The organism is Paraburkholderia nodosa (assembly GCF_001718195.1).
Lineage (GTDB): Bacteria > Pseudomonadota > Gammaproteobacteria > Burkholderiales > Burkholderiaceae > Paraburkholderia > Paraburkholderia nodosa_A.
In genome coordinates this window covers 1-26,176 of the sequence record NZ_MCNV01000012.1, presented here as the reverse complement: position 1 = coordinate 26,176, position 26,176 = coordinate 1, and the positions used below count along the sequence as shown (strand labels likewise).

Sequence of the window (26,176 nt, the reverse complement as noted above, 5' to 3'; positions counted from 1 at the left end):
TCCCGACGGGGTTGGGCGAAGCCACCTTTCGGCGGCGGAGGTTCCACGCATGAAAAATCGCGCGATGGTTTGCGCGGGCGGCGTGCGACAAAGGCGGAACGCTGTCCGCCTTCGCCAGTATGGGTTTAGAGCTTTGCTGGGTGGGGGCGCTGCCGGGTCAACTTACGCGTGCGTCCGTGCCTGCTCGCAGCGCCCTGGCACCGGTTTGCGCTGGAACGGCCAGCCTCGGCCGATCGATGTCGCCCGGTCGCCCGCTTAGTTGCCGAAGTACACCGACTGCGACGGGCGCACCGTGGCCGGCTGGCCCGACTGCGTCGAACCGGAGGTCGACGGGCCATAGCCGCTCGTTTCGGCTGCCGGCGCTTGTTGCGCCAACCCTTCCTGCTGGCTCACGCGGGCTTCGGCGGCCTGGATGTCGCTCGGGTACGTCGCGTCATTGGCGGTAGCCGGGTTGTAGCCGGCCTTCTCGAGCTGGATCAATTCGGACTTCACTTCGGCGCGTGTGACCGGACCGTTGCCTTGCACCTGGGCAAACGAAAGGGCCGGAGCAGCCACGAGGGCGGCGACGAATGCGGCTTGAATCAGGGTACGGGATTTCATGTTCATTACCTCCATCACTTGTTTTATGCCGACGGCGGTGTCTGCTTGCATCGCCGAACCAGTGATTTCAGTGTATTGAGACAGTGGCCCAGGGGAAACCCTAATTTTGGGAAAATACACTTTCAATCGCGGCAACAATGCCGCGCGCATGCGATATCGGCCGAACGCCTTGCGGCGCGGCGCTTCCCGCGGATTTCGCCGGAGCGCTCGAGCCAGTCACAGCGGGGCGACGCTGCCTTCCAGCAGCTTACGTGGGCCGCTCACGAACCGGCTGCCCCGTTCGTAGAAACGCAGCGGCCGGTCCATCTCGCGCGAGAGCCCGATGCGTGTCGTCACGCCCACGGGCCGCTCGGGTTCGTCCACGCGGCCGATCCAGAGTCCGTGCCCGCGGCAGAGGTCCACGCCGTCGAAGGCCGCCGCAATGCCGAACGCCTGCGAGAGCCGCCCCGGCCCGCGCGCGAGATCCCGCAGCGGGACGCCGGGGCGCAGCGCCTCCATAGCGCCAATGCCTTCGAGCGGCTCCAGCGCGCGAAACAGGATGCCCGCGCCCACGTCCACGGCTTCGCTCGACATGTTGAACATCCAGGCGCTGCCGTAGGTCAGCCGCACGTGGGCATGACCGCGCTCGAGGAACATTGCGGCGTTATAGGGCCGGCGTCCGATGTAGGCGTAACTCGTGGAGTCGCCCACGGGATACGCTTCGACTTCGACGAGCCGCCCCACCATGCGCCCGCGCGCCAGGTCGCGCACGAGATATTTGCCGACCATGAAGCGCGCCAGTTCGGCGGTGTCGAGCGGCAGGTCGGCGCGGTGCAGTGGCAGGATCGTCATCGAAGCGTTCTCGGGGTGGTCGGCGTGGGCATCGCGGTTTCGCGGACCGGCAGAGTGTAGCGCTGGCCGCGCTCATCCACCGCTCATCCACGGCTTAGCCACGCGCAGCCGGCCATTGCGCTACCATCGTCCGCATATCCGCGCGAACGGTTCGCGCTACCCAAGGAGCCGTACGATGAACGAACAAAGCGCGATTCAATTCCTCACGACCGTGCGCAAGCCCCTGCTCACGCTGCACAAGGCGATTCTCGACCACGAGCGCAAGGACTACGAACGCGAGTTCGGACCGGTCACGCCGGCGGCCTTCCTGCAGGTGCTCATCAACGGCTCGGGCTTTCGCTGGCTCATGCCGCTCTCGACGGTGATCGCCAACGTCGACGAAACGCTCGACGCCAAGGATGCGAGCCCCGACGATCGCATCGGTGCGGCGCAAGGCGTGGCCGCACTCTTTTCCGGCGAGGAATCGGCGGAGTTCTACGAGCGCTATCAGGCGTTGCTGCAGGCGAGCCCCGAGATCCTGCACTTGCACGGGACCGTGGCGCCGCTCCTCAACGCCCTGAAGAACTAAGCGTTTCAGGCGCGCGGCGCCTTGCGAGGCGCAGCGGCCACCGTGGCCTCGGCTGCTGCGCCGCCGCGCTTGCCCTTCGCGGCGGAAAGGCGTCGCCACAACGTCGTCTTGCTGATGCCGAGCATCTCGCACGCGCGGTCGCGATCGCCGTTGCACGCGTCGAGCGCGGCGCGGATTTCATCGGCTTCGGTGTTGAGGCTGCGCTCGCGCAAGGTGAGCGCGCCCTCGCCTGCCGTCGCTGCCGCGCCACTCGCGGCACGGCGCGACTCGAACACCTCCGGCGCGATGGAGCGCAGCACGTCGGGCGTCAGCACGTCCTCTTCCGAATCGGCCAGTTCCACCACCATCCGCTCGACCACGTTCTGCAACTCGCGCACGTTGCCGGGCCATGCGTGCCGCGCGAGCGCGCCGCTCACCCGTGCGAGCGTGCGCGACGCGTCTTCGGGCGTGCGGATGCGCACGGCCACGCGCGGCTCGCGGCGCGAGGCCTGGAACAGCAGTTCCGACGCCAGCAGCGCGATGTCGGCGCCGCGCTCGCGCAACGGCGGAATGGCGAGATTGAGAATGTTCAGGCGATAGAAGAGATCCGCGCGAAACTCGCCCGCTTCGATCTGCTCGGTGAGCGCGCGGTGCGTGGCGGCGACCACGCGCACGTCCACGCGCGTGGGCTCGGTGGCGCCGAGGCGCACCACCTCGCGCTCCTGCAGCACGCGCAGCAGGCGGCTTTGCAACGGCAATGGCATCTCGCCGATTTCATCGAGAAAGAGCGTGCCGCGGTGCGCGGCCTCGATGAGCCCCACCTTGCCGCCGCGCCGCGCACCCGTGAACGCGCCCTCCTCGTAGCCGAACAGCTCGCTCTCCAGTAGCGCCTCGGGAAACGCGCCGCAATTCATCGCGACGAACGGAAAGTCGCGCCGCGGGCTCTCGCGATGAATGCCCTGAGCGATCATCTCCTTGCCGGTGCCGCTTTCGCCGCGGATCAGCACCGTGGCGTCCGACTTCGCATAGCGCCGCGCGAGCTGGCGCACGCGTTCGATGCCGGGCGTCGCGCCGCTCAGGTCGTCCAGCCGGTAGCGCGCGACGAACTGCTGCGTGCGCTGACGCGAGCGCAGCGTGCGGTCGAGCCGCTCCACCGCACGCGACTCCTGAAACGTGAGCACGGCGCCTGTCGTCACGCCGTTGTCGACGAGCGGCCCGCGATGCACGACATAGCTCACGCCGCGCACGGTCTCGAGCGATTCGCCATCGGCTTCGGGTAGCGCGAACGCGATGTCGGGCGCGAGCGCCGCGAGCGACTGGCCCGCGGCCGCCGCCGGATCGATGCCGAGCACGGCCGCGAGGCGCTGGTTGATCGCCTCCACGCGGCCGCGCGCGTCGAGCGCGACCACGCCGTCGCGCAGGTGTTGCAGCACGCTGTCGAGGCGCTGCCGGCGCTGCGTTTCGCGCCAGGTGGCTTGCACGAGATCCAGCGCGTTGTCGAACGCCGCGCGCACCGAGGGCCGCGAGTAGACGAAAAACGGCACGAGCCCGAGCCGGGCCGCGAGATCGTTGACGAGGCCCGGCCCCACGACCGCGCCCACGCCGCGGTCGCGCAGGTCGAGCACGCAGGCCTCGGCGTCCTGAACCGTGCGGTACTGGCCGAACACCACGTCGATGCCATAGGCGCTGGCAAAGCGCCGTACTTCCACAGGCGTCTCACCGTAGGTGACGAGCGCGACGAGATCGGCCTCGCGCCGCGCGCGGGCTAGCGCCTGCATCACGTCGAAGCCGGTGGGCTGCACGAGCACTACGGGCAGGTCGATACGCGCTTTCAGATAGGTGCCGTTCGAGCCCGCCGCCACCACCACATCGGGCCGCTGGTTCGGCCCCGCGGCGGCGAGTTCGGCCACCGCTTCCTCGAAGCCGCGCGGCACCACGCGCAGGTCCGCGAGCTCGTCGTATTCGCGGGCGATGTCGCGAAACAGGTCGCGCAGGCGGCTGATACCCATGGCCCAGACACGCGGGCGGATCGCGGAGGAAGCGGGAGCGGGAAAGCGGTTCATGATGTCCAACGATACGGTCGTGACGCCGGGGCCGGTGCAGCCGATAGCCGACCGTCAGCCAGATTTCGCATTATCGCGCGCCGATTTCATTTTTGAAATTGTGATTTCACCATGGAAATCGGGGCCCGCTACCGGGACACGCGATTCCAGCGCAAAATCAACGCGTTAGCCTCCTGGCGCGGAGCTGGCACGCTATCTGCAGTATCAGGCGGCGATTCAATTGGAGACATCCCGCATGAACAACAAAATCCCCGCCAGCGCCGGCGCGAAATTCCGCGCAGCCGTGGCTGCCGAACAACCGCTGCAGGTCGTCGGCGCCATCACCGCGTATGCGGCCAAGCTCGCGCAGGCGACCGGCTTCAAGGCCGTCTATCTTTCGGGCGGCGGCGTGGCCGCCAACTCGCTCGGCGTGCCGGACCTCGGCATCAGCACCATGGACGACGTGCTGATCGACGCCCGCCGCATCACCGACGCCGTCGACATTCCGCTGATGGTCGACATCGACACCGGCTGGGGTGGCGCATTCAATATCGCGCGCACGATCAAGTCGTTCATCAAGGCAGGCGTGGCCGCCGTGCACCTGGAAGACCAGGTGGGTCAGAAGCGCTGCGGCCATCGCCCGAACAAGGAAGTCGTGGGAACCGACGAGATGGTGGACCGCGTGAAGGCCGCCGTGGACGCGCGCACCGACGACGGCTTCGTCATCATGGCCCGCACCGACGCGGCCGCCGTGGAAGGCATCGACGCCGCGATCGAGCGCGCCATGGCTTACGTGGAAGCGGGCGCGGACATGATCTTCCCCGAAGCGATGAAGACGCTCGACGACTACCGCCGTTTCCGCGCCGCCGTGAAGGTGCCGATTCTCGCCAACCTCACGGAGTTCGGCTCGACGCCGTTCTTCACGACCGAAGAACTGAAGAGCGCGAACGTGGATATCGCGCTCTACTGCTGCGGCGCGTATCGTGCGATGAACGCCGCCGCGCTGAACTTCTACGAGACCGTCAAGCGCGACGGCACGCAAAAGGCCGCCGTCTCGACGATGCAGTCGCGCGAAGACCTCTACCGCTACCTCGGCTATCACGCATACGAAGACAAGCTCGACGCGCTCTTTGCCGCGAAGAAGTAAATCCGCCCACCATATAGTTCACAGATACCTGGAGAGAGGAAGACACCATGAGCGAAGCAGAAAACACCACGCAAGCCGCTGGCGGTTTCAAGCCGAAGAAGTCCGTTGCGCTGTCTGGCGTGGCGGCGGGCAACACGGCGCTGTGCACCGTGGGCCGCACCGGCAACGACCTGCACTACCGCGGCTATGACATTCTCGACCTCGCCACCGCGTGCGAATTCGAAGAAGTCGCGTACCTGCTCGTGCACGGCAAGCTGCCGAACACGTCCGAACTGGCCGGCTACAAGGCGAAGCTCAAGGCGCTGCGCGGCCTGCCCGCCAACGTGAAGACGGCCCTCGAAGCCGTGCCCGCCTCGGCGCATCCGATGGACGTGATGCGCACCGGCGTCTCGATTCTGGGCACCGTGCTGCCCGAGAAAGACGACCACAACCTGCCGGGCGCGCGCGATATCGCCGACCGCCTGATGGCCTCGCTCGGCTCGATGCTGCTGTACTGGTATCACTTTTCGCACAACGGCAAGCGCATCGAAGTCGAAACCGACGACGACTCGATCGGCGGCCACTTCCTGCACCTGCTGCACGGCCGCGCGCCGTCGAAGTCGTGGGTCGACGCGATGCACGTGTCGCTCAACCTGTACGCCGAGCACGAGTTCAACGCCTCGACGTTCACGGGCCGCGTGATCGCGGGCACGGGCTCGGACATCTACTCGGCCATCACGGGCGCGATCGGCGCGCTGCGCGGTCCGAAGCACGGCGGCGCGAATGAAGTCGCGTTCGAGATCCAGTCGCGCTACGAAAACGCCGACGACGCAGAAGCCGATATCCGCGCACGCGTGGAGAAGAAGGAAGTCGTGATCGGCTTCGGCCACCCGGTGTACACGATCTCGGACCCGCGCAACAAGGTCATCAAGGAAATCGCGAAGAAGCTCTCGAAGGAGCAGTCGAACATGAAGCTGTTCGACATTGCCGAGCGCCTCGAATCGACGATGTGGGAAGTCAAGAAGATGTTCCCGAACCTCGACTGGTTCAGCGCCGTGTCGTATCACATGATGGGCGTGCCGACCGCGATGTTCACGCCGATCTTCGTGATCGCGCGCACGGCCGGCTGGAGCGCGCACATCATCGAGCAGCGCATCGACAACAAGATCATCCGCCCGAGCGCGAATTACACGGGGCCGGAGAATCTGAAGTTCACGCCGATCAGCAAGCGCTGATCGCCGGAGGCGATGCGTCGTAGCGTGACGACGTCGCCTTCGATCCCGCGCACTGCCGCTTACAACCCATTTGGTCCCCAAGCCGTGAATACCGCCTACCGCAAGTCCCTTCCGGGCACCCGGCTCGATTACTTCGACGCGCGCGAAGCCGTCGAGGCCATCCAGCCCGGCGCCTACGCCACGCTGCCGTACACCTCGCGCGTGCTCGCCGAAAACCTCGTGCGCCGCTGCGACCCGGCCACGCTCACCGCCTCGCTTACGCAGCTCATCGAGCGCAGGCGCGATCTCGACTTTCCGTGGTTCCCGGCGCGTGTGGTCTGCCACGACATCCTCGGGCAAACCGCGCTCGTCGATCTCGCCGGCCTGCGCGACGCCATTGCCGACCAGGGCGGCGACCCCGCCAAGGTGAATCCGGTCGTACCGGTGCAACTGATCGTCGACCACTCGCTCGCCGTGGAATGCGGCGGCTTCGATCCGGACGCGTTCAACAAGAACCGCGCGATCGAAGACCGCCGCAACGAAGACCGCTTCGACTTCATCAACTGGACGAAGAAGGCGTTCAAGAACGTCGACGTGATTCCTCCGGGCAACGGCATCATGCACCAGATCAATCTGGAGAAGATGTCGCCCGTGATCCAGGCGCGTGACGGCGTGGCGTTCCCCGACACCTGCGTCGGCACCGACAGTCACACGCCGCACGTCGATGCGCTCGGCGTGATCGCCATCGGCGTGGGCGGCCTCGAAGCCGAGAACGTCATGCTCGGCCGCGCCTCGTGGATGCGCCTGCCCGATATCGTCGGCGTGGAGCTGACCGGCAAGCGCCAGCCCGGCATTACCGCCACCGACATCGTGCTCGCCCTCACCGAGTTCCTGCGCAAGGAAAAGGTCGTGGGCGCCTATCTGGAGTTCCGTGGAGCAGGCGCATCGAGCCTCACGCTCGGCGACCGCGCCACGATCTCCAACATGGCGCCCGAGTATGGCGCCACGGCCGCGATGTTCTTCATCGACGACCAGACGCTCGAGTATCTGCGTCTCACGGGCCGCGACGAAGAGCAGGTCAAGCTCGTCGAAACCTACGCGAAGACCGCGGGCCTGTGGGCCGATACGCTCGCTAACGCGCAATACGAACGCACGCTGACGTTCGATCTTTCGAGCGTGGTGCGCAACATGGCCGGCCCGTCGAATCCGCACAAGCGTCTGCCCACATCCGCTCTCGCCGAGCGCGGCATTGCAGGCAAGTGGGAAGAAACGCCGGGCCAGATGCCCGACGGTGCGGTCATCATCGCCGCCATCACGAGCTGCACGAACACGAGCAACCCGCGCAACGTGATCGCCGCCGCGCTGCTCGCGCGCAACGCGAACGCGCGCGGCCTTACGCGCAAGCCGTGGGTAAAGAGTTCGCTCGCGCCGGGATCGAAGGCCGTCGAGCTTTACCTCGAGGAAGCCAACCTGCTGCCCGATCTCGAAAAGCTCGGCTTCGGCATCGTCGCGTTTGCATGCACCACGTGTAACGGCATGTCGGGCGCGCTCGATCCGAAGATCCAGCAGGAAATCATCGACCGCGACCTGTATGCGACCGCCGTGCTCTCGGGCAACCGCAACTTCGACGGCCGCATTCACCCGTATGCGAAGCAGGCGTTCCTCGCCTCGCCGCCGCTCGTCGTCGCGTACGCGATTGCGGGCACGATCCGCTTCGACATCGAACGCGATTCGCTCGGCACGGACAAGGACGGCAAGCCCGTGTACCTCAAGGACCTCTGGCCGAGCGACGAAGAGATCGACGCCATCGTCGCGAAGAGTGTGAAGCCCGAGCAGTTCCGCAAGGTGTACGAACCGATGTTCGCGGCCACCGCGGTAACAGGTGAAACGACCGACCCGCTCTACGACTGGCGCGCGCAAAGCACCTACATCCGCCGCCCGCCGTACTGGGAAGGCGCACTGGCCGGCGAGCGCACGCTCAAGGGCCTGCGCCCGCTCGCGGTGCTCGGCGACAACATCACGACCGACCACCTCTCGCCCTCCAACGCCATCCTGCTGGACAGCGCAGCGGGCGAGTACCTCGCGAAAATGGGCCTGCCCGAAGAGGACTTCAACTCGTACGCGACGCACCGCGGCGACCACCTCACGGCGCAGCGCGCAACTTTCGCGAACCCCACGCTCATCAACGAGATGGCCGTGGTGGACGGCACCGTGAAGAAGGGCTCGCTCGCGCGCGTCGAGCCGGAAGGCAAGGTCACGCGCATGTGGGAAGCCATCGAAACCTACATGGAACGCAAGCAGCCGCTCATCATCATCGCGGGTGCGGACTACGGCCAGGGTTCGTCGCGCGACTGGGCGGCCAAGGGCGTGCGTCTCGCGGGCGTGGAAGCGATCGTAGCGGAAGGCTTCGAGCGCATTCACCGCACGAACCTGATCGGCATGGGCGTCCTGCCGCTCGAGTTCAAGGCGGGCACGAACCGCACGACGCTCGGCATCGACGGCACGGAAACGTACGACGTGATCGGCGAGCGCACGCCGCGCGCCGACCTCACACTCGTGATTCAGCGCAGGAACGGCGAGCGCGTGGAAGTGCCAGTCACCTGCCGACTCGATACGGCCGAGGAAGTGTCGATCTACGAAGCCGGCGGCGTGCTGCAGCGTTTCGCGCAGGACTTCCTCGAATCGTCACAGGCAGCGGCATAAACGGGAAACGGGCGGCGCAGCGCTCACACGCGCGCCGCCCTTCGTTTCAGGACAACACATGGCACACGTACCCCAGATCAAGATTCCCGCCACCTACATTCGCGGCGGCACCAGCAAAGGCGTGTTCTTTCGCCTCCAGGATCTGCCCGCTTCGGCGCAGCAGCCCGGCGTTGCGCGCGACAAGCTGCTCATGCGCGTGATCGGCAGCCCCGACCCGTACGGCAAGCAGATCGACGGCATGGGCGGCGCGACGTCGAGCACGAGCAAGACCGTGATTCTGGCGATGAGCAGCAAGCCCGACCACGACGTCGACTACCTGTTCGGCCAGGTCGCCATCGACAAGGCCTTTGTCGACTGGAGCGGCAACTGCGGCAATCTCTCCGCCGCCGTGGGCCCGTTCGCGATCAGCGGCGGCCTCGTCGACCCGAGCCGCGTGCCCGACAACGGCGTGGCGACGGTGCGCATCTGGCAGGCCAACATCGGCAAGACCATCATCGCGCACGTGCCGATGACGAACGGCCACGTGCAGGAGACGGGCGATTTCGAACTGGATGGCGTGACCTTTCCCGCCGCCGAAGTGCAGCTCGAATTCCTCGACCCGGCCGCCGAGGAAGAGGGCGCGGGCGGCGCGATGTTCCCCACCGGCAATCTCGTTGACGACCTCGAAGTGCCTGGTGTGGGCACGCTCAAGGCCACGATGATCAACGCGGGCATCCCGACGATCTTCGTGAACGCCGAGACCATCGGCTACACGGGCACGGAATTGCAGGACGCGATCAACAGCGACGCGCAGGCGCTCGAAAAATTCGAGACGATCCGCGCGCACGGCGCGCTGCGCATGGGGCTCATCAAGCACCTCGACGAGATCGCCACGCGCCAGCACACGCCGAAAATCGCCTTCGTGGCGAAGCCCGCGGGCTATACGGCGTCGAGCGGCAAGCGCGTGGAAGCCGGCGATGTGGACCTGCTGGTGCGCGCCATGTCGATGGGCAAGCTCCACCACGCCATGATGGGCACCGCGGCCGTGGCGATCGGCACCGCGGCGGCCATTCCCGGCACGCTCGTGAATCTCGCGGCGGGGGGCGGCGAACGCAGCGCGGTGCGCTTCGGGCATCCGTCGGGCACGCTGCGCGTAGGCGCCGAGGCGCGTCAGGAAAACGGCGAATGGACGGTCACGAAGGCCATCATGAGCCGCAGCGCGCGCGTGCTGATGGAAGGCTGGGTGCGAGTGCCGGGCGACGCGTTTTAAGCAGCGGTTTTAGGAAGTACGCGGTTTGCGACGATGAAAAAACCGCCCTGACGTTGTGATGCGTCAGGGCGGTTTTGTTGTTCTCGCCGCACAGGTGGGACGCTCAGCCCTGCGGAGAAGAAGGCAAATAGGGCATCGGGTCCACTGGCTTCCCATCGCGGCGCACCTCGAACAACACCGCCACGCGGTCGTTGTTCTCGCTACCCATCTCGGCGATCTGCTGGCCCTGATGCACCGTGTCACCGGTCTTCACGAGCAGACGGCGATTGTGCGAGTAAGCCGTGAGGAAGTCCTTGTTGTGCTGGACGATGATCAGGCTGCCGTATTCGTTCAGGCCCGTGCCCGCATACATGACCTTGCCGTCGGCGGCGGCGAGCACGGGGTCGCCGGCCTTGCCCGCGATCTCGATGCCGCGCGTCGTGCCCGGCGCGAACGGTTCGACCACACGGCCATGCGCCGGCCACACGAGTGCGACGCTGTTCGAATGGCGTGCCACTTCGGCCGCAACCTGGCGGTTTCCCGCTGCGTTCGGGCTGGCATTCGCCGTCGCTCCGCCTGCTTGCGGCGCGGCGACCTGGACGGTGATCGTCTGCTTTGAAACCAGCTTGATCGACTGGCCTGCGCGCAGGTGAGCGTTCGGCTTCAGGTGATTCCAGGTGGCCAGATCCTTGACCGACACACTGTGCTTTTGCGCGATGCGCTGAAGCGTGTCACCGCGGCGCACGCGCACGTAGGTCGTTTTGGTGACGACGCGCGTGACGGGCGCACTCGTCGCTTGTTGTGCGCTGCTGGCGTCGGCGCTCGCTGCGTCGGAGGCCGGGGTCGCCGCTGCCGCCGTGTCAGGCTGCGGTTGTTGCTGCGGCTGCTGCTGATTCATGTTGGCGCAGCCGCCCAGCAGGGCCGCCAATCCCAACGCGGCCCAGAACCCTTTGAGGCCGCGCTGACCGATACGATCGTCTTCAAACATAACCCTCTCTCCTGCGGTGCCTGCAGCCGTGCGATGCAGCGAATGGCTGCCCCGGACGGTCTGCCGCGTATGCCGCGCTCCCGTCCCTCATGGCGTGCCGGCTCGCCTGCGCCGGGCTGCGTCGATCTGCGTCTAAACCGACGACATCTCGAACCATAAACATTCAACGCACGCGATCGCCCCATTAACGAACGAGCGTGCCATCTCAAATTCGATCCGGCATTGTAAAGCGCAACTCCACGAAATCAGCCCAGGGAGAACACTTTGAAACAAATGTTAATTAGCCGAATTCTTGCTCAGCAGCGCATTGGCAAAGGGCCAGAGGTAATTGCCCAAACCCGCGTCAGGGCGGCGTATGGCGCATCCGCATGATCGTGCCCCATCCCTGCCTTATCGGCACACGTCCCAGAAACTTGAACGGCGCACTGGCCGCGCCCACTGAAAGCTATTTGAAATTACGCTAACATCGGCGGTGTCAACGTAAACCCGCATTCGGCGGGAACCCTCGCGTATTCTTCAGGTCTTTTCCTGCGTTTGTCGTGCGGCCGCCCTGATGGCCACTTCCCGGTTCCCGGCGCAAGGCGCGGCGCGAACGTCGCCCGAATTCCAGATTTCGCGATTTTTAGTCAGGTACTTCCAGCATCTGCCCGCCCGGCCCGTTTTGCATCATCGGCTGCTTCATGCGCCTCATACCGGCCCGGCCTTCTGCCCAAACATGCCAAAGTCATCCAACCGTCTAGTCGAACTCGATTTCTTCCGCGGCCTCGTTCTGCTCATCATCGTCGTCGATCACATCGGCGGCAGCATCGTCTCGCGCGTCACGCTCCACGCCTACGCGCTGTGCGACGCGGCCGAAGTCTTCGTCTTCCTCGGCGGCTTCGCCACGGCCACCGCGTGGGCCACGCTGTGCGCACGCCGCACCGAGGCCGCGGCGCGGCAGCGTTTCATCAAGCGCGCATTCGAGATCTACCGCGCGTTCGTCGTGACGGCGCTGTTGATGCTGCTCGTCACGGCGATTCTCGTGGCGTGCAACGTGGACGCGCCCAACCTCGCCACCACCGATCTCGACGATCTCACGCTCGCGCCTGCCGCCGCTTTGCGCGACATCGTGCTGTTGCGCCGCCAGCCGTATCTGGCCGGCGTGCTGCCGATGTATGCCTGGTTCGCCCTCGCCGCCCCGCTCGCATTGCCGCTTGCGCGCACGCGGCCGTGGCTGCTGCTGGCCATGAGCCTCGTGCTCTGGGGCGTCGCGCCGCACCTGGCACCGTGGCTGCCGCACGTCGAGGACGTGCAATGGGACTTCAACCCGTTCGGCTGGCAGCTGATGTTCGTGCTCGGCGTGATCGCGCAGGCGCAACCCGTGTTCCAGCGCGTGACTGCCCATCGTCTCGGCACGCTCGTGACCCTCGCCGCACTCGCCGTCGTGGCGGGTGCCGCGATCTATCGCCTGCAGCTCGGCAACGTCGCGCTCGACGGCGACTTCAAGCGCAACCTCGCATGGTTTCGCGTGCTCAACTTCCTCGGCATCGCGTGGCTCACGGCGCATGTCATCCGCTTCGGCTGGGCGAAGCGCGTGGCGCATGCGCTGCCCTGGGTGGGCCTCGTCGGTCGCAAGGGGATGCTCTCGTTCGTGGCCGGCGCCGTCATTTCGCTCACGGTCGACTCCGTGCTCTACTGGTACACCGACGGTTATCTGAACGTGCCGCTCGGCCTGTGCGCAGACGCCGTCGCGATCACCGCGCTGCTGCTCGTCGCGCGTGCGTCCGACCCGCTCAAGCGGCTGCTGCCCTCGCGCGCCAAAGCTTCCGCCTGAAACGACGCGGCGCACAGGCCATGCACTGCGCGCCGGCTAACCGATCATCACGGCTTCCGGCACGCATGAGCGGCTGCTAGCATGATGACCCCGCGCCGCCCGCGCGCCACCGCTCTCGATGTCCCTGCCATGCGCAGACTCCTTCGCACCGCGCTGCTCCCGCTCGCTCTCTCCTGCGCGGCGTTCGCCACGCCCGCGGCGCCGGCCGCGGCGAGCACCGTCGTGGTCCGCACGTTCCACGCCGAGGCGCTCAACCGCGACTGGCCATACGTGGTGTACCTGCCGAACGGCTATCGCGCCGACCAGCACCGCTACCCGGTGCTCTATCTCCTGCACGGCAACAACGGCGAGCCGATGGACTGGGTCACGCAAGGCCAGCTCCAGACCACCGCCGACACGCTGATGGCCCGTCACGAGATCCCGCCCGTGGTGATCGTGATGCCGCAGGGCGGCACCGACTGGTACGTCGACCGAAAGGAGAGGATGGAGACGGCGTTCTTCCAGGATCTGCTGCCCGAGATCGAGGCGCACTTCGCGGTGGACGACGCGCGCGACGGCCGCGCGATCGGCGGTGTCTCGATGGGCGGGTTCGGCGCGCTGCGCTACACGCTGGAGCACCCCGACATGTTCTGCGGCGCGTTGCTGCTGTCCCCGGCGGTCTACGCGGGCGACCCGCCACCCAGTTCGGCGGCGCGTCACGTGGGCGTGTTCGGCGATCATCAGTTCGATGCGCAGATCTGGCGCACGCTCAACTATCCGGCGCTCTGGAAGCCGTACTTCGCGCAGCCCCGGCGCGTGCCGTTCTTCATCGCGGCCGGCGACGACGACCTCGTGATCCAGGCCGAGTCGTCGCTGCTCTACACGCGGCTGCGCGAGGCCGGCAATACGGCGGCGCTGCGCATCGTGGACGGCGGCCACGTGTGGCCTGTGTGGCGCGAGCTGCTGCCCGCCGCGCTCAAGTACACGCTCGCCTGCTTCCGTTGAGCAAGGCACGAGGCGCGCCTCGCCCTGAACTGAGCGTCACTCCGCCCAGTTCACCCAAAGCACCATCAGCACGGTCATGAGCGCCGGGCCGATGAAGATGCCGATCAGTCCGAAGGTCGTCGCCCCGCCCAGAATGCCGAACAGCACGAGCAGAAAAGGCAGACGCGTGGAATTGCCGATCAGCACGGGCCGCACGAAATGCTCGGCGACGAACACCACCACGAATCCCCATATCGCGAGCGCCGCCGCCGCGATCAGCGAGCCCTGGATGACGAGCCACAGCGCCGCGCCGCCGAACACGATCGGTGCGCAAAACGGCAGCATAGCCGCGATGGCGGTGACCGTGCCGAGCAGCGCTGCATGCGGCACGCCGGTCGCGATATAGGCGGCGGTCAGCAGCACGCCCTCGCCCAGCCCCACGACCACGAGCCCCGTGACCGTGGCGCGCACGGCGGCGGCCATGCGCTGCAGGAGTTGCGCGCCGTCGGCGCCGAAGGCGCGGCGCGCACCGCGCATCACCGTTGCCGAAAGACGCGGACCGGCCCGGAAGATCACGAACAGCGTGACGAGCATGAAGCCGAACGTCATCGTGGCGTGGGCGGCGCGCGCACCGAAGTGGCGGCCGAACGAGGTGATGGTGTCGCCGTGCAGGCTCTTCATCGCCGGCGAAGCCTTGAGCGGCTGGGCGAGATTGGCCTGCCACCAGTCGCTCACCTGACGGCTGCCGACCGGCAAATGTGAAACGAAGTCGGGCACCGGCACGCCGTTCTCCTGGGCGTCGCGCAGCCACAGGTAAAGCTCGTGGGCCTCACCGCCGGCCTGAATGGCCGTGACGGCGATCGGCAGCAGCACGAGCAGGCCGATCGCGGCAGTGAGCAGCGTGGCGATCAGCGTCTTGCGGCCCTTGAACGGGGCGCGTCGCTCGATCGCCTGATAGGTCGGCCACAGCACGATGGCAAAAACGCTCGCCCAGGCCACGGCGGGCACGAACTCGCGCACGATCCACAGCGCCAGCAACACGAGCGTGGCGTACAGCACCGCGGAGGCGGCGCGCTGGATTTTTTGCTCGTTTGCGGAGTTCGGAGCAGGCGGACGATGAATCATGTAACCTCTTGAAAATTCAAAAACAGCTGGCCGGTTTCGTGGCTGCGCAGGTGCGGTGCCACCCGCCAGCGCGGTGCAGAAAATCGATCCAGCCGGGCCGGTCTTCCCTCAGATCCCAATCCGCCCCAGTCGTTCCGTCCCTATCCTGGAACGCCCTCCAGACGCCCGTTTTCGGGCCCCTCGATGTCGCGCCACGCACAACAGTGCGTTGCACAAATTCGAGATGTCGACCCCAAATCCGCGCAAACCCCCATTCCTTCGTGAATCGCAACGTGTCGCAGGGCGATTGTTGCTGATAATGGAATGGTGTTTCAACGGCGACAGAATGGCACTTGTCAGCGCGCAGGACTACATTCGCGGCACCACACTTACGGAGCCGACAATGAAGAAAAAAGCGTGCCTCTCGCTTGACGGAGCCAACGGTGAGCGTATCGAAATACTCGAGCAGACGGATACGGCGCTGGTGATCCGCTGGGTCGAACCCGGTCGCTGCCATTATGGCGAACAGCGCTGGCGCCGCCGCTCGGCGCATTCGTCGGGCACCTGCGCGGTGTCGCGCCGCAAGATCCGCCGGGGCGACGCCGTCTTCAAGCCGGCCGAACGTCCCGCGCCGCTCAACGCCTCCGTCATGATCGCCGCCGAAGTGTTCGGCGCCCTCATCGGCGCGGAACTGCCGAAGTAAGCGCGGCGACGTCTGCCGCGGCCTCAGCGAGGCGCGAGCGAAATGGCCCGCGCGGCATGGCGCGGCGCGAAGCCCGCCGAGGCGGCGCTCAACGCTGCCACGCGCGCGAGCACATCGGCGTCGAACGGCGCCGCGCGCGGGCCCGAGCGGTCCACGTGCAGGAGCAACTGCTCGCTCGCCGAGACCGGCGAGGCGAGCGCATCGTCAAGATCGCCCGCGAACATCTCCAGATACAGGCGCACGCGTTTCGCGTCGTGCTCGATCACCCGGACGTCGATGCGCACCTGCGCGCCCTCCTTGATCTCGTGGAGATAGTTCAGGTGCGCCTCCAACGTGTACATCGACCGCCCGCGCGCCTCGCGCGCCGCCGCGTCGAGCCCGATGGCGTCGAGCAGCGCGTCGGTCGCGTAGCTGTAGATCAGCATGTAGAACGCATCGCGCAAGTGGCCGTTGTAATCGACCCACTCCGCGCGCACCGTGTCGCGGTAGACCACGGGCGCCGTTTCGTTCGTCATCCAGTCTCCTCTCCCGTCTCCATATTTGGTGCCCGCGTGCAGGCGGGAGCAGTGTAACCGCAGACACGCCTCGTCCGCCGCGACACCGGCATGCTCCGGCGCCGCCGCATGCGCGCTCGCGCCACCGTGCACGCCGCGCGCCGCTGGGGTAAGGTTGAACGGTCGCGGCCCAGCCGCCGCCCTTCGAACGCCCTTCAACTGCCGCTCCCGCGCGGCGCTACGCGAGGTCCGGTCATGGCAGAAAACACGCCCCCGCTTCCATTTCCCCCGCAGCAGTTCTCACTCGACGTGATGCTCGAGAAGTACGCCAAAGGCGACGAGCAGACCGCCGACGACATCTACCGCCGCGTGGCGCGCGGCGTCGCGCAGGTCGAGCCGCCTGCGCTGCGCGCCGAGGTCGAGGCGCGTTTCGTCGACAACCTGCGCAATGGCGCGCTGGGTGCGGGGCGGATCATGAGCGCGGCGGGCGCCGGCATCGAAGCCACGCTGATCAACTGCTTCGTGCAGCCGGTCGGCGACAGCATCCAGGGCGTGGACGACGAAGGCCGCCCCGGCATCTACGTCGCCCTGCTGCAGGCCGCCGAAACCATGCGGCGCGGCGGCGGCGTGGGCTACAACTTCTCGGCGATCCGGCCGCACGGCGCACACGTGAAGTCGACGGGGTCGAGCGCATCGGGCCCGTGCAGCTACATCGACGTGTTCGACGCCTCGTGCCGCACCGTGGAAAGCGCGGGCGCACGGCGCGGCGCGCAGATGGCCGTGCTCGACTGCGATCACCCCGACCTGCCCGAATTCATCGAGGCCAAGCATTCGAAGGGGCGCTGGAACAACTTCAACGTGTCGGTCGCGGTGACCGACGAATTCATGCGCGCGGTGGAAAACGACGCGCCCTGGCAGCTCGTGCATCTCGCCGAGCCCTCGCCCGCGTTGCGCGCCTCGGGCGACCTGCGGCGCCGCGACGACGGCCTGTGGGTCTACGCCGAAACGCGCGCCCGCGCGCTATGGGACGCGATCATGCGTTCGACCTACGACGTGGCCGAGCCGGGCGTGGTGTTCATCTCGCGCATGAACGAGGACAACAACCTGCGCGCGCTCGAATCCATCCGCGCGACCAACCCGTGCGGCGAGCAGCCGCTACCCGCGTACGGTTGCTGCAACCTCGGACCGCTCGACCTCACCCGCTTCGTGATCGACCCGTTCGCCCAAATGCGCGGCGGCAAGGCAGATTTCGACTGGAATCAACTCGCCGAGCGCACGGGCACCCAGGTGCGCTTTCTCGACGACGTGCTCGACGCCACGCTCTGGCCGCTGCCCGAGCAGCAGGCGGAGGCGGCGGCCAAGCGGCGTATCGGCGTGGGCTTCACGGGGCTCGGCGACACGCTCGTGATGCTCGGCATCCGCTACAACTCGCCCGAAGGCTGCGAATTCGGCGCGCGCGTGGGGCGCACGATGCGCGACGCGGCCTATCGCGCCTCCGTCGAGCTTGCGCGCGAGCGCGGCGCGTTTCCGCTCTTCGACTCGCGGACCTATCTCGAGGAAGGCACCTTCGCCTCGCGCCTGCCCGACGACCTCAAGGCCGAGATCCGCGCGCACGGCATCCGCAACAGCCATCTGCTTTCCATCGCGCCCACCGGCACGGTGAGCCTCGCGTTCGCCGACAATGTCTCGAACGGCATCGAGCCCGCGTTCTCGTGGACCTACCAGCGCACACGTCGCATGGCCGACGGCAGCCGCGAAACGTTCAATGTCGAAGACCACGCGTGGCGTGTATTCCGCGAACTCGGAGGCGACGTGAGCGCACTGCCCCCGTACTTCGTGAGCGCGCTGGAAATGAGCGCACAGGAACACGTGGCGATGATGGCGGCCGTGCAGCCGTACGTCGACACGTCGATCTCGAAGACCGTCAACGTCCCCGCCGACTATCCGTTCGAAGATTTCGAAAATCTCTATCTCGACGCATGGCGTCGCGGCCTCAAGGGACTCGCGACCTACCGCCCGAACGAGACGCTCGGCGCGGTGCTGCAGACGCTGCCTCCCGAAGCGGCGGCAACGGCCGACGATGCGCTCGGCGACGCCCTGCTCGACCCGCTGCGCGTGGCGATCGACCACCGGCCCAAGGGCGAGCTGCCCGCCGTGATCGAGAAGATCGAATACATCACGCAGACGGGCAAGGTGTCGCTCTACGTGGCGGTGTCGTTTCTCGAAGTGACGGGCCAGGTGGGCGGCGAAGCCGTGACCATCGAGCGGCCCATCGAATTCTTCATCCCCGTGGGCCAGCGCGACGAGCAGCAGCAATGGATCACGGCGACCATGCGTTCGCTCTCGCTCGCGGCGCGAGGCGGCTTCGTCGCGCGCAATCTGCAGGATTTGCGCAAGGTGTCGTGGGATCGCGGCCAGGTGCGGTATGGCGAGACGCAGCGTCTGGACGGCCGGCGTATTCCGCTGTGGCACGACTCCGAGGTCGCTGCCATCGCCTACGCAATCCAGCAGATCCTGCATCGGCGCGGCTTTCTCGATGCCGAGGGACGGCAAGTGCCGTCACGGCTGCTCGCGCAGCGGCGTGACGGTGCGTTGGCCGCGCAGTTCACCGGCAACGCGCGGGCCGGCGCGGAACATCCCGGCGACCAGGTGCTGGACGGCGATAACGCGCTGCCCGCCGATACCCAGCATGCCTTTGCTCACGCGATGCTCGGCCGCAAGTGCGGGTCGTGCGGGGCGAATGCGGTGATCCGCAAAGACGGGTGCGACTTCTGCACGGCGTGCGGCGAGATCGGGACCTGCGGTTGAGGGCTGGTGCTCAAGTCCGGGGCGGCGTGGTGGCCGCTGGTGCTGTTCTACAGCGCGCATGCGGCCATTTCCCTAGTGTGTATCGCGGTGCTGCAGCGCAAGCAGTCGTCGGCCACGCAAGGCGATGTGGCGATCGCGTTCAGGACTAACGCTCTGCTAGACGGCCGCCGTAATCGCCGCTATCAGCCCGTTCAGCGCAACGCGCCACGCTTCGCTGTTCGGGCCTTCGGTCAGCAGTGCGCCCACCACCTCCCGATGCAACGCGTCGCGTCGCGCGCCGGCGGGCAGAATTTCGCCGAAGCCCGTCAGCGACTGCGCGAGCGGCGTGCTGCCGCCCTCGCCCTCTTCGCGCGTCAATGCGCGCAAGAGGTCTTGCGCCGCTTCGGGCACCGCCGCGATCATGAGCATGCGCTCTTCCCAGATCACGAAGCGGGCGAGCCGCGCCAGGAGGCCTTCCGTTCCAGCGCCGCTTTCGACGTTCGCGGTCGCGGCGAAGGCCGGCGTCGTGTCGAGCCATTCGATGAGACGTGCGCCTTCCATCGGCTTCGCGATGCCATAGCCCTGCGCGCCGTCCACGCCGAGAATGGCGAGCGCGCGAAGGAGGTCGAGCGTATCGATGCCTTCGGCAAGCACGCGCCTGCCCAGCGAATGGCCGAGGCGCGTCAACTGATAGATCACGCGCAGCGTACTGAGCGCGTCGCCGCCGCTCACCTTCACCATCTCGCGGTCGAGCTTGATCCAGTCGAAGGGCAATTCCCGCAGTCGCGTGAGGCCACTATGCCCCGCGCCAAGATCGTCCTGCGCGAGCAGCACGCCCAGCTCGCGGAACTTCGCGAGAATGGCGCGCTGTCCCTGGCTCAGCGACAGTGCTTCGTTCTCCAGAACTTCCAGCGTGAGCCGCTCAGCCGGGCAACGGTGCGCGGCCAGCGCGGTGCGGGCGGCCTCGAAATAGCGGATGTCGTTGAGCGCCGCCGGCGGCAGGTTGATCGAGACGTCGAGATCGCGGCCCTTGGCGTACCAGCGTGCGCGGTCGGCGAGCGCCTGCTCGATGCCGCGTGCGAAGAGTGCGAGCAGATCGTCGGAAGAGAGTGCCGAGAGAAACACGTCGGGCACGAGCAGGCGCTCGCCGTCGCGCAGACGCGCCAGCGCTTCGACCTTGGTCGCCTTGCCCGTGGCGAGGCTGAGCAGCGGCTGATAGTGCATTTCCAGCGCGCCGGTACGCACGAGCGCCGCCCAATGCTGGCGCACGCTCACCGGCACCGCGGCGCTCAGGCCGTCGTTGCCGGCGATGCGCGTCGCGGCGCAGCCGAGCAGCGTTTGCAGTAAATCGACGAAGGCCACCTGATCGGGCCCGACGAAGCCGCCCGGAAACGCGCTATACAGACTCAACACGGCGAGCGGCGGCTGCCCGGGCGCGGCCAGCGGAATCGACACCGAAGAGCGCACGCCCTCGCGCGCCGCGAGATCGCGCCACGGCGCGACGAGCGGATCCGTCTGATAGTTGATGACGCGCTCGGGCTTGCCGCTGCGCCACGCACGCCCAATGGCGCCCTGCCCTTGCGGATGATCGGCGCGCACGCTGATTTCCCGATCGTGCGCGGCAAGCACGTTGAGCATGCCGCCTTGCGTCTTGCCGCCCGCGCCAGCCTCGAAGTGAAAAATACCCGCTTCGTCAGGACGTCCGATGGTGCAGGCGCTCACTTCGTCATGCTCCGCCAGCGCGGCAATGACCTGGTCGATGAAATTCGTGTAGCTGCCTGCCTCCCAGACAAGACGCGTGATGCGCAACAGCGCCTCCTGCTGCGAGTCCTGGACGGCCTGATACGCCTTGAGCTGCCACGCGAGGTCGGCGGTCAGACGGCGCGCGTAGAGCGAGAGTTGTTGCGTGCTCACCGTGCGGCCGACGTCCGCGTAGATCAGTTCCTGAAGAATGCCGCGGCTGCGCACGAGTTCTTCCTTGTCGAGCCCGACAATGGCATGAATGCGGCCGATGCGCTGCGCCATGTCCTCATGCTCGCGCGAGGTCGGCCCGAGACTGGCGAGGGCAAGCAGATTCTGGATCTGCCGCGCCTTGAGGTGCGCGAGTTCCGCACCCGAAAGCATTTCGAGGATGCGGCGGGATTTGGGCAAGCGGCCCAGCTCCTCGTAGAAGCGGTTGACCACGTGGGCCGCGTGCTCGTGTAGCGCGCCAATCAGCGTTTTCATTTTTGAGCCTTCGATATCACCGCCCTGGCGTCACGGCCCGGATCTGCAAATCGGGCAGGATGTCGCGCCACGTTCATGGCCATAGTGGTCATTAGCGGCCGCTCGAACAGCGATTGTGGCTCGCACAGAAGGAATGATACGTCATGCGCCGCAGGCGTCCGCGCACGATGGCATACACAAGGCGGCGCAAGCGGGCGCTAAAAGCGCCCAACGTCCGCCCTCAAAGCGGCGTGAGCAACGCCTCGCCCGCGAAGTGCCGCGCCGCGTTTTCGGCGAAATGTCGCACCGTGGCGGTGCGCACGTCGGGCGACGCGCCGGCCACGTGCGGCGTGAGCACGATGTTGTCTAACCCGATGAGCGCAGCGGGCGGCTGCGGCTCGCCCTCGTAGACGTCGAGCCCCGCGCCGCCCAGCGCCCCCGCCTTCAGCGCGAGGGCGAGCGCGGCCGTATCGACCACGCTGCCGCGCGACACGTTGACGAGAAAACCCTGCGGCCCTAGCGCATCGATCACGGCGCGATCGATCAGATGCTTCGTTTGCGCGCCGCCCGGCGTCGCGATCACGAGAAAGTCACTCCATTGCGCGAGCGCCATCACGCTCTCGAAGTAGCGCGCCTGAGCGCCCTCGCGCGGCTTGCGGTTGTGATAGCCGAGTTCCATGCCGAAGCCCGCCGCGCGCTTCGCAACCTTCTCGCCAATATGACCGTAGCCGACAATGCCGAGCCGCCGCCCCGTTACCGTGGGACGCATGGGCAGCGCGTCGCGCCAGACGCCGGTGCGGCACGCGGCGTCGAACTGCGGCACGGCGCGCACGGCCGCGAGCAGCAGCGCGAGCGCGTGGTCGGCCACGCAGTCGGCATTGACGCCCGCGCCGTTGCACAGCGCGATGCCACGCTCGCGTGCACGGTCGAGCGCGATATTTTCGTAGCCCGCGCCAAGCGCGGCCGCCAGTTCGAGCGCGGGCATGCGGTCGATTTCGTCGGCGGTGAGGCCCGTCGTGCCGTTCGTGAGCACCACGCGTATGTCCTTGCCGCGTTCCGCGACCGCTTTGGTGCGCGCATCGGCATCGGGCGCGTAGATCACGTCGAACTGTTCGCCAAACCCGGCGAGGTCTTCAGCGGGAAGCAGTATCAGGACCAGCAGGCATGGCTTCATCGTCGTGTCACCCTTCCGTCAATGTTTCGATATGCGAATCGAATACCGCACGCCCGCGCGTGGACTTCACACGGCCGTCACATAACGCGGCGGCAACACCTCGACGCGCGGCGCGGCCGCGGCGGCTGCGGCGTCGCGCGCGCGGCGCATCTGGTCGGCCGGGCTCATGCCGAAGAGGCGCTTGAATTCGCGGCTGAACTGCGACGCGCTTTCATAGCCCACGCGCGTGGCCGCCGCGCTCACGGTCAGACCGTCGTGCGTGATCAGGAGCCGCGCATGATGCAGGCGCGTGGTCTTCACGTACTGCATGGGCGACGTCGAGGTGACGGCCTTGAAGTGCGCATGAAAGACGGCAAGGCTCATGCCCGCCTCGGAGGCGAGCGTTTCGACGTCGAGGTCGCCGCGGTAGTCGGTGTGAATGCGCCGCAGCGCCTTCGCGATCCGCCCGAAGTGATGCTGATGCGTGAGCGCCGCGCGAATTGCGTCGCCCTGCTCGCCCATCAGCACGCGGTAGCAGATTTCGCGCACGATCGAGGGGCCGAGAATGCGTGCCTCGTATGGCTGCGCGAGCGCTTCGAGCAGGCGCAGCACGGCGTTCGAGAGCGTGGCGTCGAGCGGCGTGGCGTAGATGCCCGACGGTTCGGACACGGCGCGGCGCGGATCGTCGAGCGCCATGAGCAGTTCAGCGACGGTCGTGAGATCGACGCGGATCGAGATGGCCAGAATCGGCTTCTCGGGGCTCGCCTCGGTCTCGCACTCGAACGGCATCGGCACGGAGAGGACCAGATATTGCTGGGCGTCGTAGATGAACACCTGGTCGCCGAGAAAGCCGCGCTTGCGCCCCTGGCAGACGATGAAAATGCTCGGTTCGTACATGACCGGCTGGCGCGGATGGCTTTCGCTGCCGCGGTAGAGCCGCACGCCTTCGACCGCCGTGGCGTGCACGCCGTCGCGCTGCGTGATTTGCATGAGCAGGTCGACCGTGCGCGCCTGCGTGGCGGCCGCCGGCGCGATGGCCGCCGCGGCGAGGGTTTTGACGTAGCCCATATCGGTTGTGCCCCAAAAGATGAAGTCAGGCAGAGAAACAGGCTTGCCAATCTATCACCGAACCTGTGGATGTGCTGCGCGCCAGGAGAATCAGGCAAGTCTTCGATAGCTTCAGGTATTCCCTGGGTGGGTGCCGATCCTTACGATGGGAACCCTGCCGCAACACCCATGCACTAGAGGAGAGCCAACCCATGTACCCAACCTACGGATACGCCGCCCGCGACGCCGCCTCGCCGCTCGCCCCGTTCGAATTCCAGCGCCGTGACATGCGCGAACTCGACGTCCGTATCGACGTGCTGTTCTGCGGCGTGTGCCACTCCGACCTGCACCAGGCGCGCGACGAATGGCGCAACACGATTTACCCGGTCGTGCCCGGCCACGAGATCGTCGGCCGCGTGGCCGAAGTCGGCAAGGGTGTCACGAAGTACAAGGTGGGCGAACTCGTCGGCGTGGGCTGTCTCGTCGACTCCTGCCGCACCTGCCCGAGCTGCGCCGAAGGCCTCGAACAGTATTGCGAGAACGGCTGGGTCGGCACCTATAACGGCGCCGACCGCGTGAGCGGCGACATCACCTACGGCGGCTACTCCACGCAGCTGGTGGTGGACGAAGCGTTCGTGCTGCGCGTACCCGAGAACCTCGATGCCGCCGCGGCCGCGCCGCTCCTGTGCGCGGGCATCACCACGTATTCGCCGCTGCGCACGTGGGGCGCCGGCCCCGGCAAGAAGGTCGGCATCGTGGGTCTCGGCGGCCTCGGCCACATGGGCGTGAAGCTCGCGCATGCCATGGGCGCGCACGTGGTGCTGTTCACCACGTCGCCGTCGAAGATCGAAGACGGCAAGCGCCTGGGCGCGGACGAAGTGGTGATCTCGAAGGACCCGGAGCAGATGCAGGCGCACGCCAACAGCTTCGACCTGATCGTGAACACCGTGGCCGCGCAGCACGACCTCAACCCGTTCATCGAGCTGCTGCGCCGTGACGGCACGATGACGCTGGTGGGCGCGCCCGAACACGATCACCCGTCGCCACAAGTGTTCAACCTGATCCTGAAGCGCCGCCGTCTGGCGGGCTCGCTGATCGGCGGCATTGCAGAAACCCAGGAAATGCTGGACTTCTGCGGCAAGCATGGCATTACGTCGGATATCGAAATGATCAAGATGCAAGACATCAACAACGCCTATGAGCGCATGCTCAAGAGCGATGTGAAGTACCGCTTCGTGATCGACCTCGATTCGCTGCGCAAGTAACGCGCACGCAGCGCGGCAAACAAGCGCCGCGCATCCAGACGTAACACCCTGCCCCGCCGGGCCATCCGTTCCGGATGGCCCGCCAGCCCTTCCCCTTCGAGGCCTCCTTTTTTGGCCTCCCGTAGTCGAGCCGGCGTCACATGCGCCGCCATCCAATCGTCATGGCTGTTTAACCGCTGAGCGTCGCTTTCCGCGAGACGCCGGCACCGCGAAGCGCAGTGAGCGCTACGCGGCTCACCCTTTTGCTGCAGCAGCGCGGATTTCGTTCAAGCCTCAAGCCCATTGCAGGAGCTCGCCCGTGATCGACCGCATCCAGGCGATGCGCACGTTCGTGCGCATCGTTGACACCAATAGTTTCACCAAAGCCGCGCAGTCACTCGATATGCCGCGCGCCAGCGCCACCACGCTGATGCAAAACCTCGAATCGCTGCTGGGAACGCAATTGCTCGTGCGCACTACGCGGCGCCTTTCGCTCACGCCCGAAGGCGCCGCGTACTACGAGCGCGCCTCGCAGATCCTCGCCGACATCGACGATGCCGAAGCGAGCGTGCGCCAGTCGCCCGGCGCGATCGGCGGGCGCTTGCGCGTGGAAATGCCGGGGCTCATCGCCAATGCGATCGTGCTGCCCGCGCTCGACGCCTTCCACGCGCGCTATCCGCAGATCGACCTCGTGATCGGCGTGAGCCTGCGCAACGTCGACCTCGTCGGCGAAGGCGTGGATTGCAGCATCCAGCTCGGCGAGTTGCCCGATTCGGGACTCGCGGCGCGGCGCCTCGGCGTGCTGGAGCACGTGACCTGCGCGAGCCCCGCGTACCTCGAGCGGCACGGCGCGCCGCAAACGCTCGACGATCTCGCGCGGCATCCGGTCGTCAACTTTCTCTCGCCGCTCACGGGCCGCCCGTTCGAGTTCGACTTCGAGGTGGAGGGCAGTCCGACCAAGGTGAAGGTGGATGGCTTCGTACATGTCTCCGACGAGTTCGCCTACCTCACGTGCGGTTTGCAGGGCTATGGGCTGATCCAGCCGCCGCTGCTCGCTGCACAGCCGTACCTGGACAGCGGTGCGTTGGTCGAGGTGCTGCCGCAGTGGAAGCCGCTGCCCACGCCGGTATCGGTGGCGTTCGTGAAGTCTCGACAGTTGTCGCCGCGTGTGCGCGTGTTTGTCGACTGGCTTGCGGAATTGTTCGAGGATGCTGGCACGGTGAATCGCGATCTCTCGCGGGTGCGACAGTTGCTGGAGGGGCTGCAGTTGGCGCCGGTCTGAGCGTTTGCGGTTTTTGCTTTGGCCTTTAGCTTTGGCCTTTACTTGTGTTCGCGTCGGTATGCAGGCGTTGCCCCTGTGCGGGGCGGCACCTACTTTCTTTGC

Annotated in this window: 21 protein-coding genes; 12 read left to right on the top strand and 9 right to left on the bottom strand. The window is 66.7% G+C overall.

What is annotated here, in order from left to right:
* Nucleotides 1–255: 255 nt before the first annotated feature.
* Together BFD71_RS20845 and BFD71_RS20840 are read right to left on the bottom strand one after the other, a co-directional pair.
* Entirely contained in the window at nt 256–600 is a 345-nt protein-coding gene (locus tag BFD71_RS20845; protein ID WP_069266352.1) for a DUF4148 domain-containing protein, read from the bottom strand.
* A gap of 216 nt (nt 601–816) precedes the next feature.
* Nucleotides 817–1,431, bottom strand: coding sequence for a DNA-3-methyladenine glycosylase (locus BFD71_RS20840; RefSeq protein ID WP_069266210.1), 615 nt, complete (start codon nt 1,429–1,431; stop codon nt 817–819).
* 175 nt (nt 1,432–1,606) lie between these two features.
* Here BFD71_RS20840 and BFD71_RS20835 point away from each other — a divergent pair, with 175 nt between their 5' ends.
* Nucleotides 1,607–1,999 carry a hypothetical protein gene (locus BFD71_RS20835; RefSeq protein ID WP_069266209.1) on the top strand — a complete coding sequence of 131 codons (393 nt, stop codon included), beginning with the start codon at nt 1,607–1,609 and terminating at the stop codon, nt 1,997–1,999.
* Between the two features lie 5 nt (nt 2,000–2,004).
* Here BFD71_RS20835 and prpR read toward each other — a convergent pair whose 3' ends face one another.
* Nucleotides 2,005–4,041, bottom strand: a complete 2,037-nt coding sequence (prpR, locus tag BFD71_RS20830) for a propionate catabolism operon regulatory protein PrpR (protein ID WP_069266351.1) — start codon at nt 4,039–4,041, stop codon at nt 2,005–2,007.
* On the opposite strand from prpR, the gene BFD71_RS41500 reads away from it, so the two are divergent.
* The 5 genes from BFD71_RS41500 to prpF all read left to right on the top strand — a co-directional run bounded on the left by BFD71_RS41500 (nt 4,040) and on the right by prpF (nt 10,312).
* On the top strand, nt 4,040–4,210 hold the full coding sequence (locus BFD71_RS41500) for a hypothetical protein (protein ID WP_176732923.1): 171 nt from the start codon (nt 4,040–4,042) through the stop codon (nt 4,208–4,210). The two genes, prpR and BFD71_RS41500, sit on opposite strands and share 2 nt — an antisense overlap.
* Nucleotides 4,211–4,276: 66 nt before the next feature.
* Nucleotides 4,277–5,167: a methylisocitrate lyase gene (gene prpB / locus BFD71_RS20825; protein WP_069266208.1), complete on the top strand. Its 891-nt coding sequence runs from the start codon at nt 4,277–4,279 to the stop codon at nt 5,165–5,167.
* Nucleotides 5,168–5,214: 47 nt separating this feature from the next.
* Nucleotides 5,215–6,381 carry a bifunctional 2-methylcitrate synthase/citrate synthase gene (prpC, locus tag BFD71_RS20820; protein WP_069266207.1) on the top strand — a complete coding sequence of 389 codons (1,167 nt, stop codon included), beginning with the start codon at nt 5,215–5,217 and terminating at the stop codon, nt 6,379–6,381.
* Between the two features lie 84 nt (nt 6,382–6,465).
* On the top strand, nt 6,466–9,063 hold the full coding sequence (gene acnD, locus BFD71_RS20815) for a Fe/S-dependent 2-methylisocitrate dehydratase AcnD (RefSeq protein WP_069266350.1): 2,598 nt from the start codon (nt 6,466–6,468) through the stop codon (nt 9,061–9,063).
* 58 nt (nt 9,064–9,121) lie between these two features.
* Nucleotides 9,122–10,312, top strand: a complete 1,191-nt coding sequence (gene prpF / locus BFD71_RS20810; protein ID WP_069266206.1) for a 2-methylaconitate cis-trans isomerase PrpF — start codon at nt 9,122–9,124, stop codon at nt 10,310–10,312.
* A gap of 103 nt (nt 10,313–10,415) precedes the next feature.
* Here prpF and BFD71_RS20805 read toward each other — a convergent pair whose 3' ends face one another.
* Complete coding sequence (locus BFD71_RS20805; RefSeq protein WP_069266205.1) at nt 10,416–11,279, bottom strand: peptidoglycan DD-metalloendopeptidase family protein; 864 nt, start codon at nt 11,277–11,279, stop codon at nt 10,416–10,418.
* Nucleotides 11,280–11,994: 715 nt separating this feature from the next.
* On the opposite strand from BFD71_RS20805, the gene BFD71_RS20800 reads away from it, so the two are divergent.
* Both BFD71_RS20800 and BFD71_RS20795 read left to right on the top strand, forming a co-directional pair.
* Nucleotides 11,995–13,092, top strand: a complete 1,098-nt coding sequence (locus BFD71_RS20800) for an OpgC domain-containing protein (RefSeq protein WP_069266204.1) — start codon at nt 11,995–11,997, stop codon at nt 13,090–13,092.
* Nucleotides 13,093–13,221: 129 nt separating this feature from the next.
* On the top strand, nt 13,222–14,076 hold the full coding sequence (locus BFD71_RS20795) for an alpha/beta hydrolase (RefSeq protein WP_069266349.1): 855 nt from the start codon (nt 13,222–13,224) through the stop codon (nt 14,074–14,076).
* Between the two features lie 36 nt (nt 14,077–14,112).
* On the opposite strand, the gene BFD71_RS20790 is transcribed toward BFD71_RS20795, so the two are convergent.
* Nucleotides 14,113–15,180 carry an AI-2E family transporter gene (locus tag BFD71_RS20790; protein ID WP_069266203.1) on the bottom strand — a complete coding sequence of 356 codons (1,068 nt, stop codon included), beginning with the start codon at nt 15,178–15,180 and terminating at the stop codon, nt 14,113–14,115.
* 382 nt (nt 15,181–15,562) lie between these two features.
* Here BFD71_RS20790 and BFD71_RS20785 point away from each other — a divergent pair, with 382 nt between their 5' ends.
* Nucleotides 15,563–15,862, top strand: coding sequence for a DUF3331 domain-containing protein (locus tag BFD71_RS20785; protein ID WP_069266348.1), 300 nt, complete (start codon nt 15,563–15,565; stop codon nt 15,860–15,862).
* Nucleotides 15,863–15,885: 23 nt separating this feature from the next.
* Here the strand turns inward: BFD71_RS20785 and BFD71_RS20780 are convergent, their stop codons facing one another.
* A complete protein-coding gene (locus BFD71_RS20780) occupies nt 15,886–16,377 on the bottom strand; it encodes a thioesterase family protein (RefSeq protein WP_069266202.1) in 492 nt (163 codons plus the stop codon).
* Between the two features lie 234 nt (nt 16,378–16,611).
* Here BFD71_RS20780 and BFD71_RS20775 point away from each other — a divergent pair, with 234 nt between their 5' ends.
* A complete protein-coding gene (locus tag BFD71_RS20775; RefSeq protein WP_069266201.1) occupies nt 16,612–19,164 on the top strand; it encodes an adenosylcobalamin-dependent ribonucleoside-diphosphate reductase in 2,553 nt (850 codons plus the stop codon).
* Nucleotides 19,165–19,320: 156 nt separating this feature from the next.
* Here BFD71_RS20775 and BFD71_RS20770 read toward each other — a convergent pair whose 3' ends face one another.
* From BFD71_RS20770 to BFD71_RS20760, 3 genes are all read right to left on the bottom strand, one after another.
* Entirely contained in the window at nt 19,321–21,369 is a 2,049-nt protein-coding gene (locus BFD71_RS20770) for an EAL domain-containing protein (protein WP_069266200.1), read from the bottom strand.
* A gap of 220 nt (nt 21,370–21,589) precedes the next feature.
* A complete protein-coding gene (locus tag BFD71_RS20765; RefSeq protein ID WP_069266199.1) occupies nt 21,590–22,522 on the bottom strand; it encodes an NAD(P)-dependent oxidoreductase in 933 nt (310 codons plus the stop codon).
* A gap of 66 nt (nt 22,523–22,588) precedes the next feature.
* Nucleotides 22,589–23,569 carry an AraC family transcriptional regulator gene (locus BFD71_RS20760; protein WP_069266198.1) on the bottom strand — a complete coding sequence of 327 codons (981 nt, stop codon included), beginning with the start codon at nt 23,567–23,569 and terminating at the stop codon, nt 22,589–22,591.
* Between the two features lie 191 nt (nt 23,570–23,760).
* Between BFD71_RS20760 and BFD71_RS20755 the strand changes: the two genes are divergently transcribed.
* Complete coding sequence (locus BFD71_RS20755) at nt 23,761–24,813, top strand: NAD(P)-dependent alcohol dehydrogenase (protein WP_069266197.1); 1,053 nt, start codon at nt 23,761–23,763, stop codon at nt 24,811–24,813.
* 301 nt (nt 24,814–25,114) lie between these two features.
* The gene (locus BFD71_RS20750) at nt 25,115–26,074 is read left to right on the top strand and encodes a LysR family transcriptional regulator (RefSeq protein WP_370684299.1); all 960 of its coding nucleotides are present in this window, start codon (nt 25,115–25,117) and stop codon (nt 26,072–26,074) included.
* Nucleotides 26,075–26,176 lie beyond the last annotated feature (102 nt).

What these genes read in the sequence shown, in the direction of transcription:
- BFD71_RS20845 (WP_069266352.1), bottom strand. Translation starts at nt 600, where the DNA reads ATGAAATCCCGTACCCTGATTCAAGCCGCATTCGTCGCCGCCCTCGTG.
- BFD71_RS20755 (WP_069266197.1), top strand. Translation starts at nt 23,761, where the DNA reads ATGTACCCAACCTACGGATACGCCGCCCGCGACGCCGCCTCGCCGCTC.
- BFD71_RS20760 (WP_069266198.1), bottom strand. Translation starts at nt 23,569, where the DNA reads ATGGGCTACGTCAAAACCCTCGCCGCGGCGGCCATCGCGCCGGCGGCC.
- BFD71_RS20805 (WP_069266205.1), bottom strand. Translation starts at nt 11,279, where the DNA reads ATGTTTGAAGACGATCGTATCGGTCAGCGCGGCCTCAAAGGGTTCTGG.
- BFD71_RS20790 (WP_069266203.1), bottom strand. Translation starts at nt 15,180, where the DNA reads ATGATTCATCGTCCGCCTGCTCCGAACTCCGCAAACGAGCAAAAAATC.
- BFD71_RS20765 (WP_069266199.1), bottom strand. Translation starts at nt 22,522, where the DNA reads ATGAAGCCATGCCTGCTGGTCCTGATACTGCTTCCCGCTGAAGACCTC.
- BFD71_RS20785 (WP_069266348.1), top strand. Translation starts at nt 15,563, where the DNA reads ATGAAGAAAAAAGCGTGCCTCTCGCTTGACGGAGCCAACGGTGAGCGT.
- prpB (WP_069266208.1), top strand. Translation starts at nt 4,277, where the DNA reads ATGAACAACAAAATCCCCGCCAGCGCCGGCGCGAAATTCCGCGCAGCC.
- BFD71_RS20775 (WP_069266201.1), top strand. Translation starts at nt 16,612, where the DNA reads ATGGCAGAAAACACGCCCCCGCTTCCATTTCCCCCGCAGCAGTTCTCA.
- BFD71_RS20840 (WP_069266210.1), bottom strand. Translation starts at nt 1,431, where the DNA reads ATGACGATCCTGCCACTGCACCGCGCCGACCTGCCGCTCGACACCGCC.
- BFD71_RS20800 (WP_069266204.1), top strand. Translation starts at nt 11,995, where the DNA reads ATGCCAAAGTCATCCAACCGTCTAGTCGAACTCGATTTCTTCCGCGGC.
- prpR (WP_069266351.1), bottom strand. Translation starts at nt 4,041, where the DNA reads ATGAACCGCTTTCCCGCTCCCGCTTCCTCCGCGATCCGCCCGCGTGTC.
- BFD71_RS41500 (WP_176732923.1), top strand. Translation starts at nt 4,040, where the DNA reads ATGATGTCCAACGATACGGTCGTGACGCCGGGGCCGGTGCAGCCGATA.
- BFD71_RS20795 (WP_069266349.1), top strand. Translation starts at nt 13,222, where the DNA reads ATGCGCAGACTCCTTCGCACCGCGCTGCTCCCGCTCGCTCTCTCCTGC.
- BFD71_RS20780 (WP_069266202.1), bottom strand. Translation starts at nt 16,377, where the DNA reads ATGACGAACGAAACGGCGCCCGTGGTCTACCGCGACACGGTGCGCGCG.
- BFD71_RS20770 (WP_069266200.1), bottom strand. Translation starts at nt 21,369, where the DNA reads ATGAAAACGCTGATTGGCGCGCTACACGAGCACGCGGCCCACGTGGTC.
- prpF (WP_069266206.1), top strand. Translation starts at nt 9,122, where the DNA reads ATGGCACACGTACCCCAGATCAAGATTCCCGCCACCTACATTCGCGGC.
- prpC (WP_069266207.1), top strand. Translation starts at nt 5,215, where the DNA reads ATGAGCGAAGCAGAAAACACCACGCAAGCCGCTGGCGGTTTCAAGCCG.
- BFD71_RS20835 (WP_069266209.1), top strand. Translation starts at nt 1,607, where the DNA reads ATGAACGAACAAAGCGCGATTCAATTCCTCACGACCGTGCGCAAGCCC.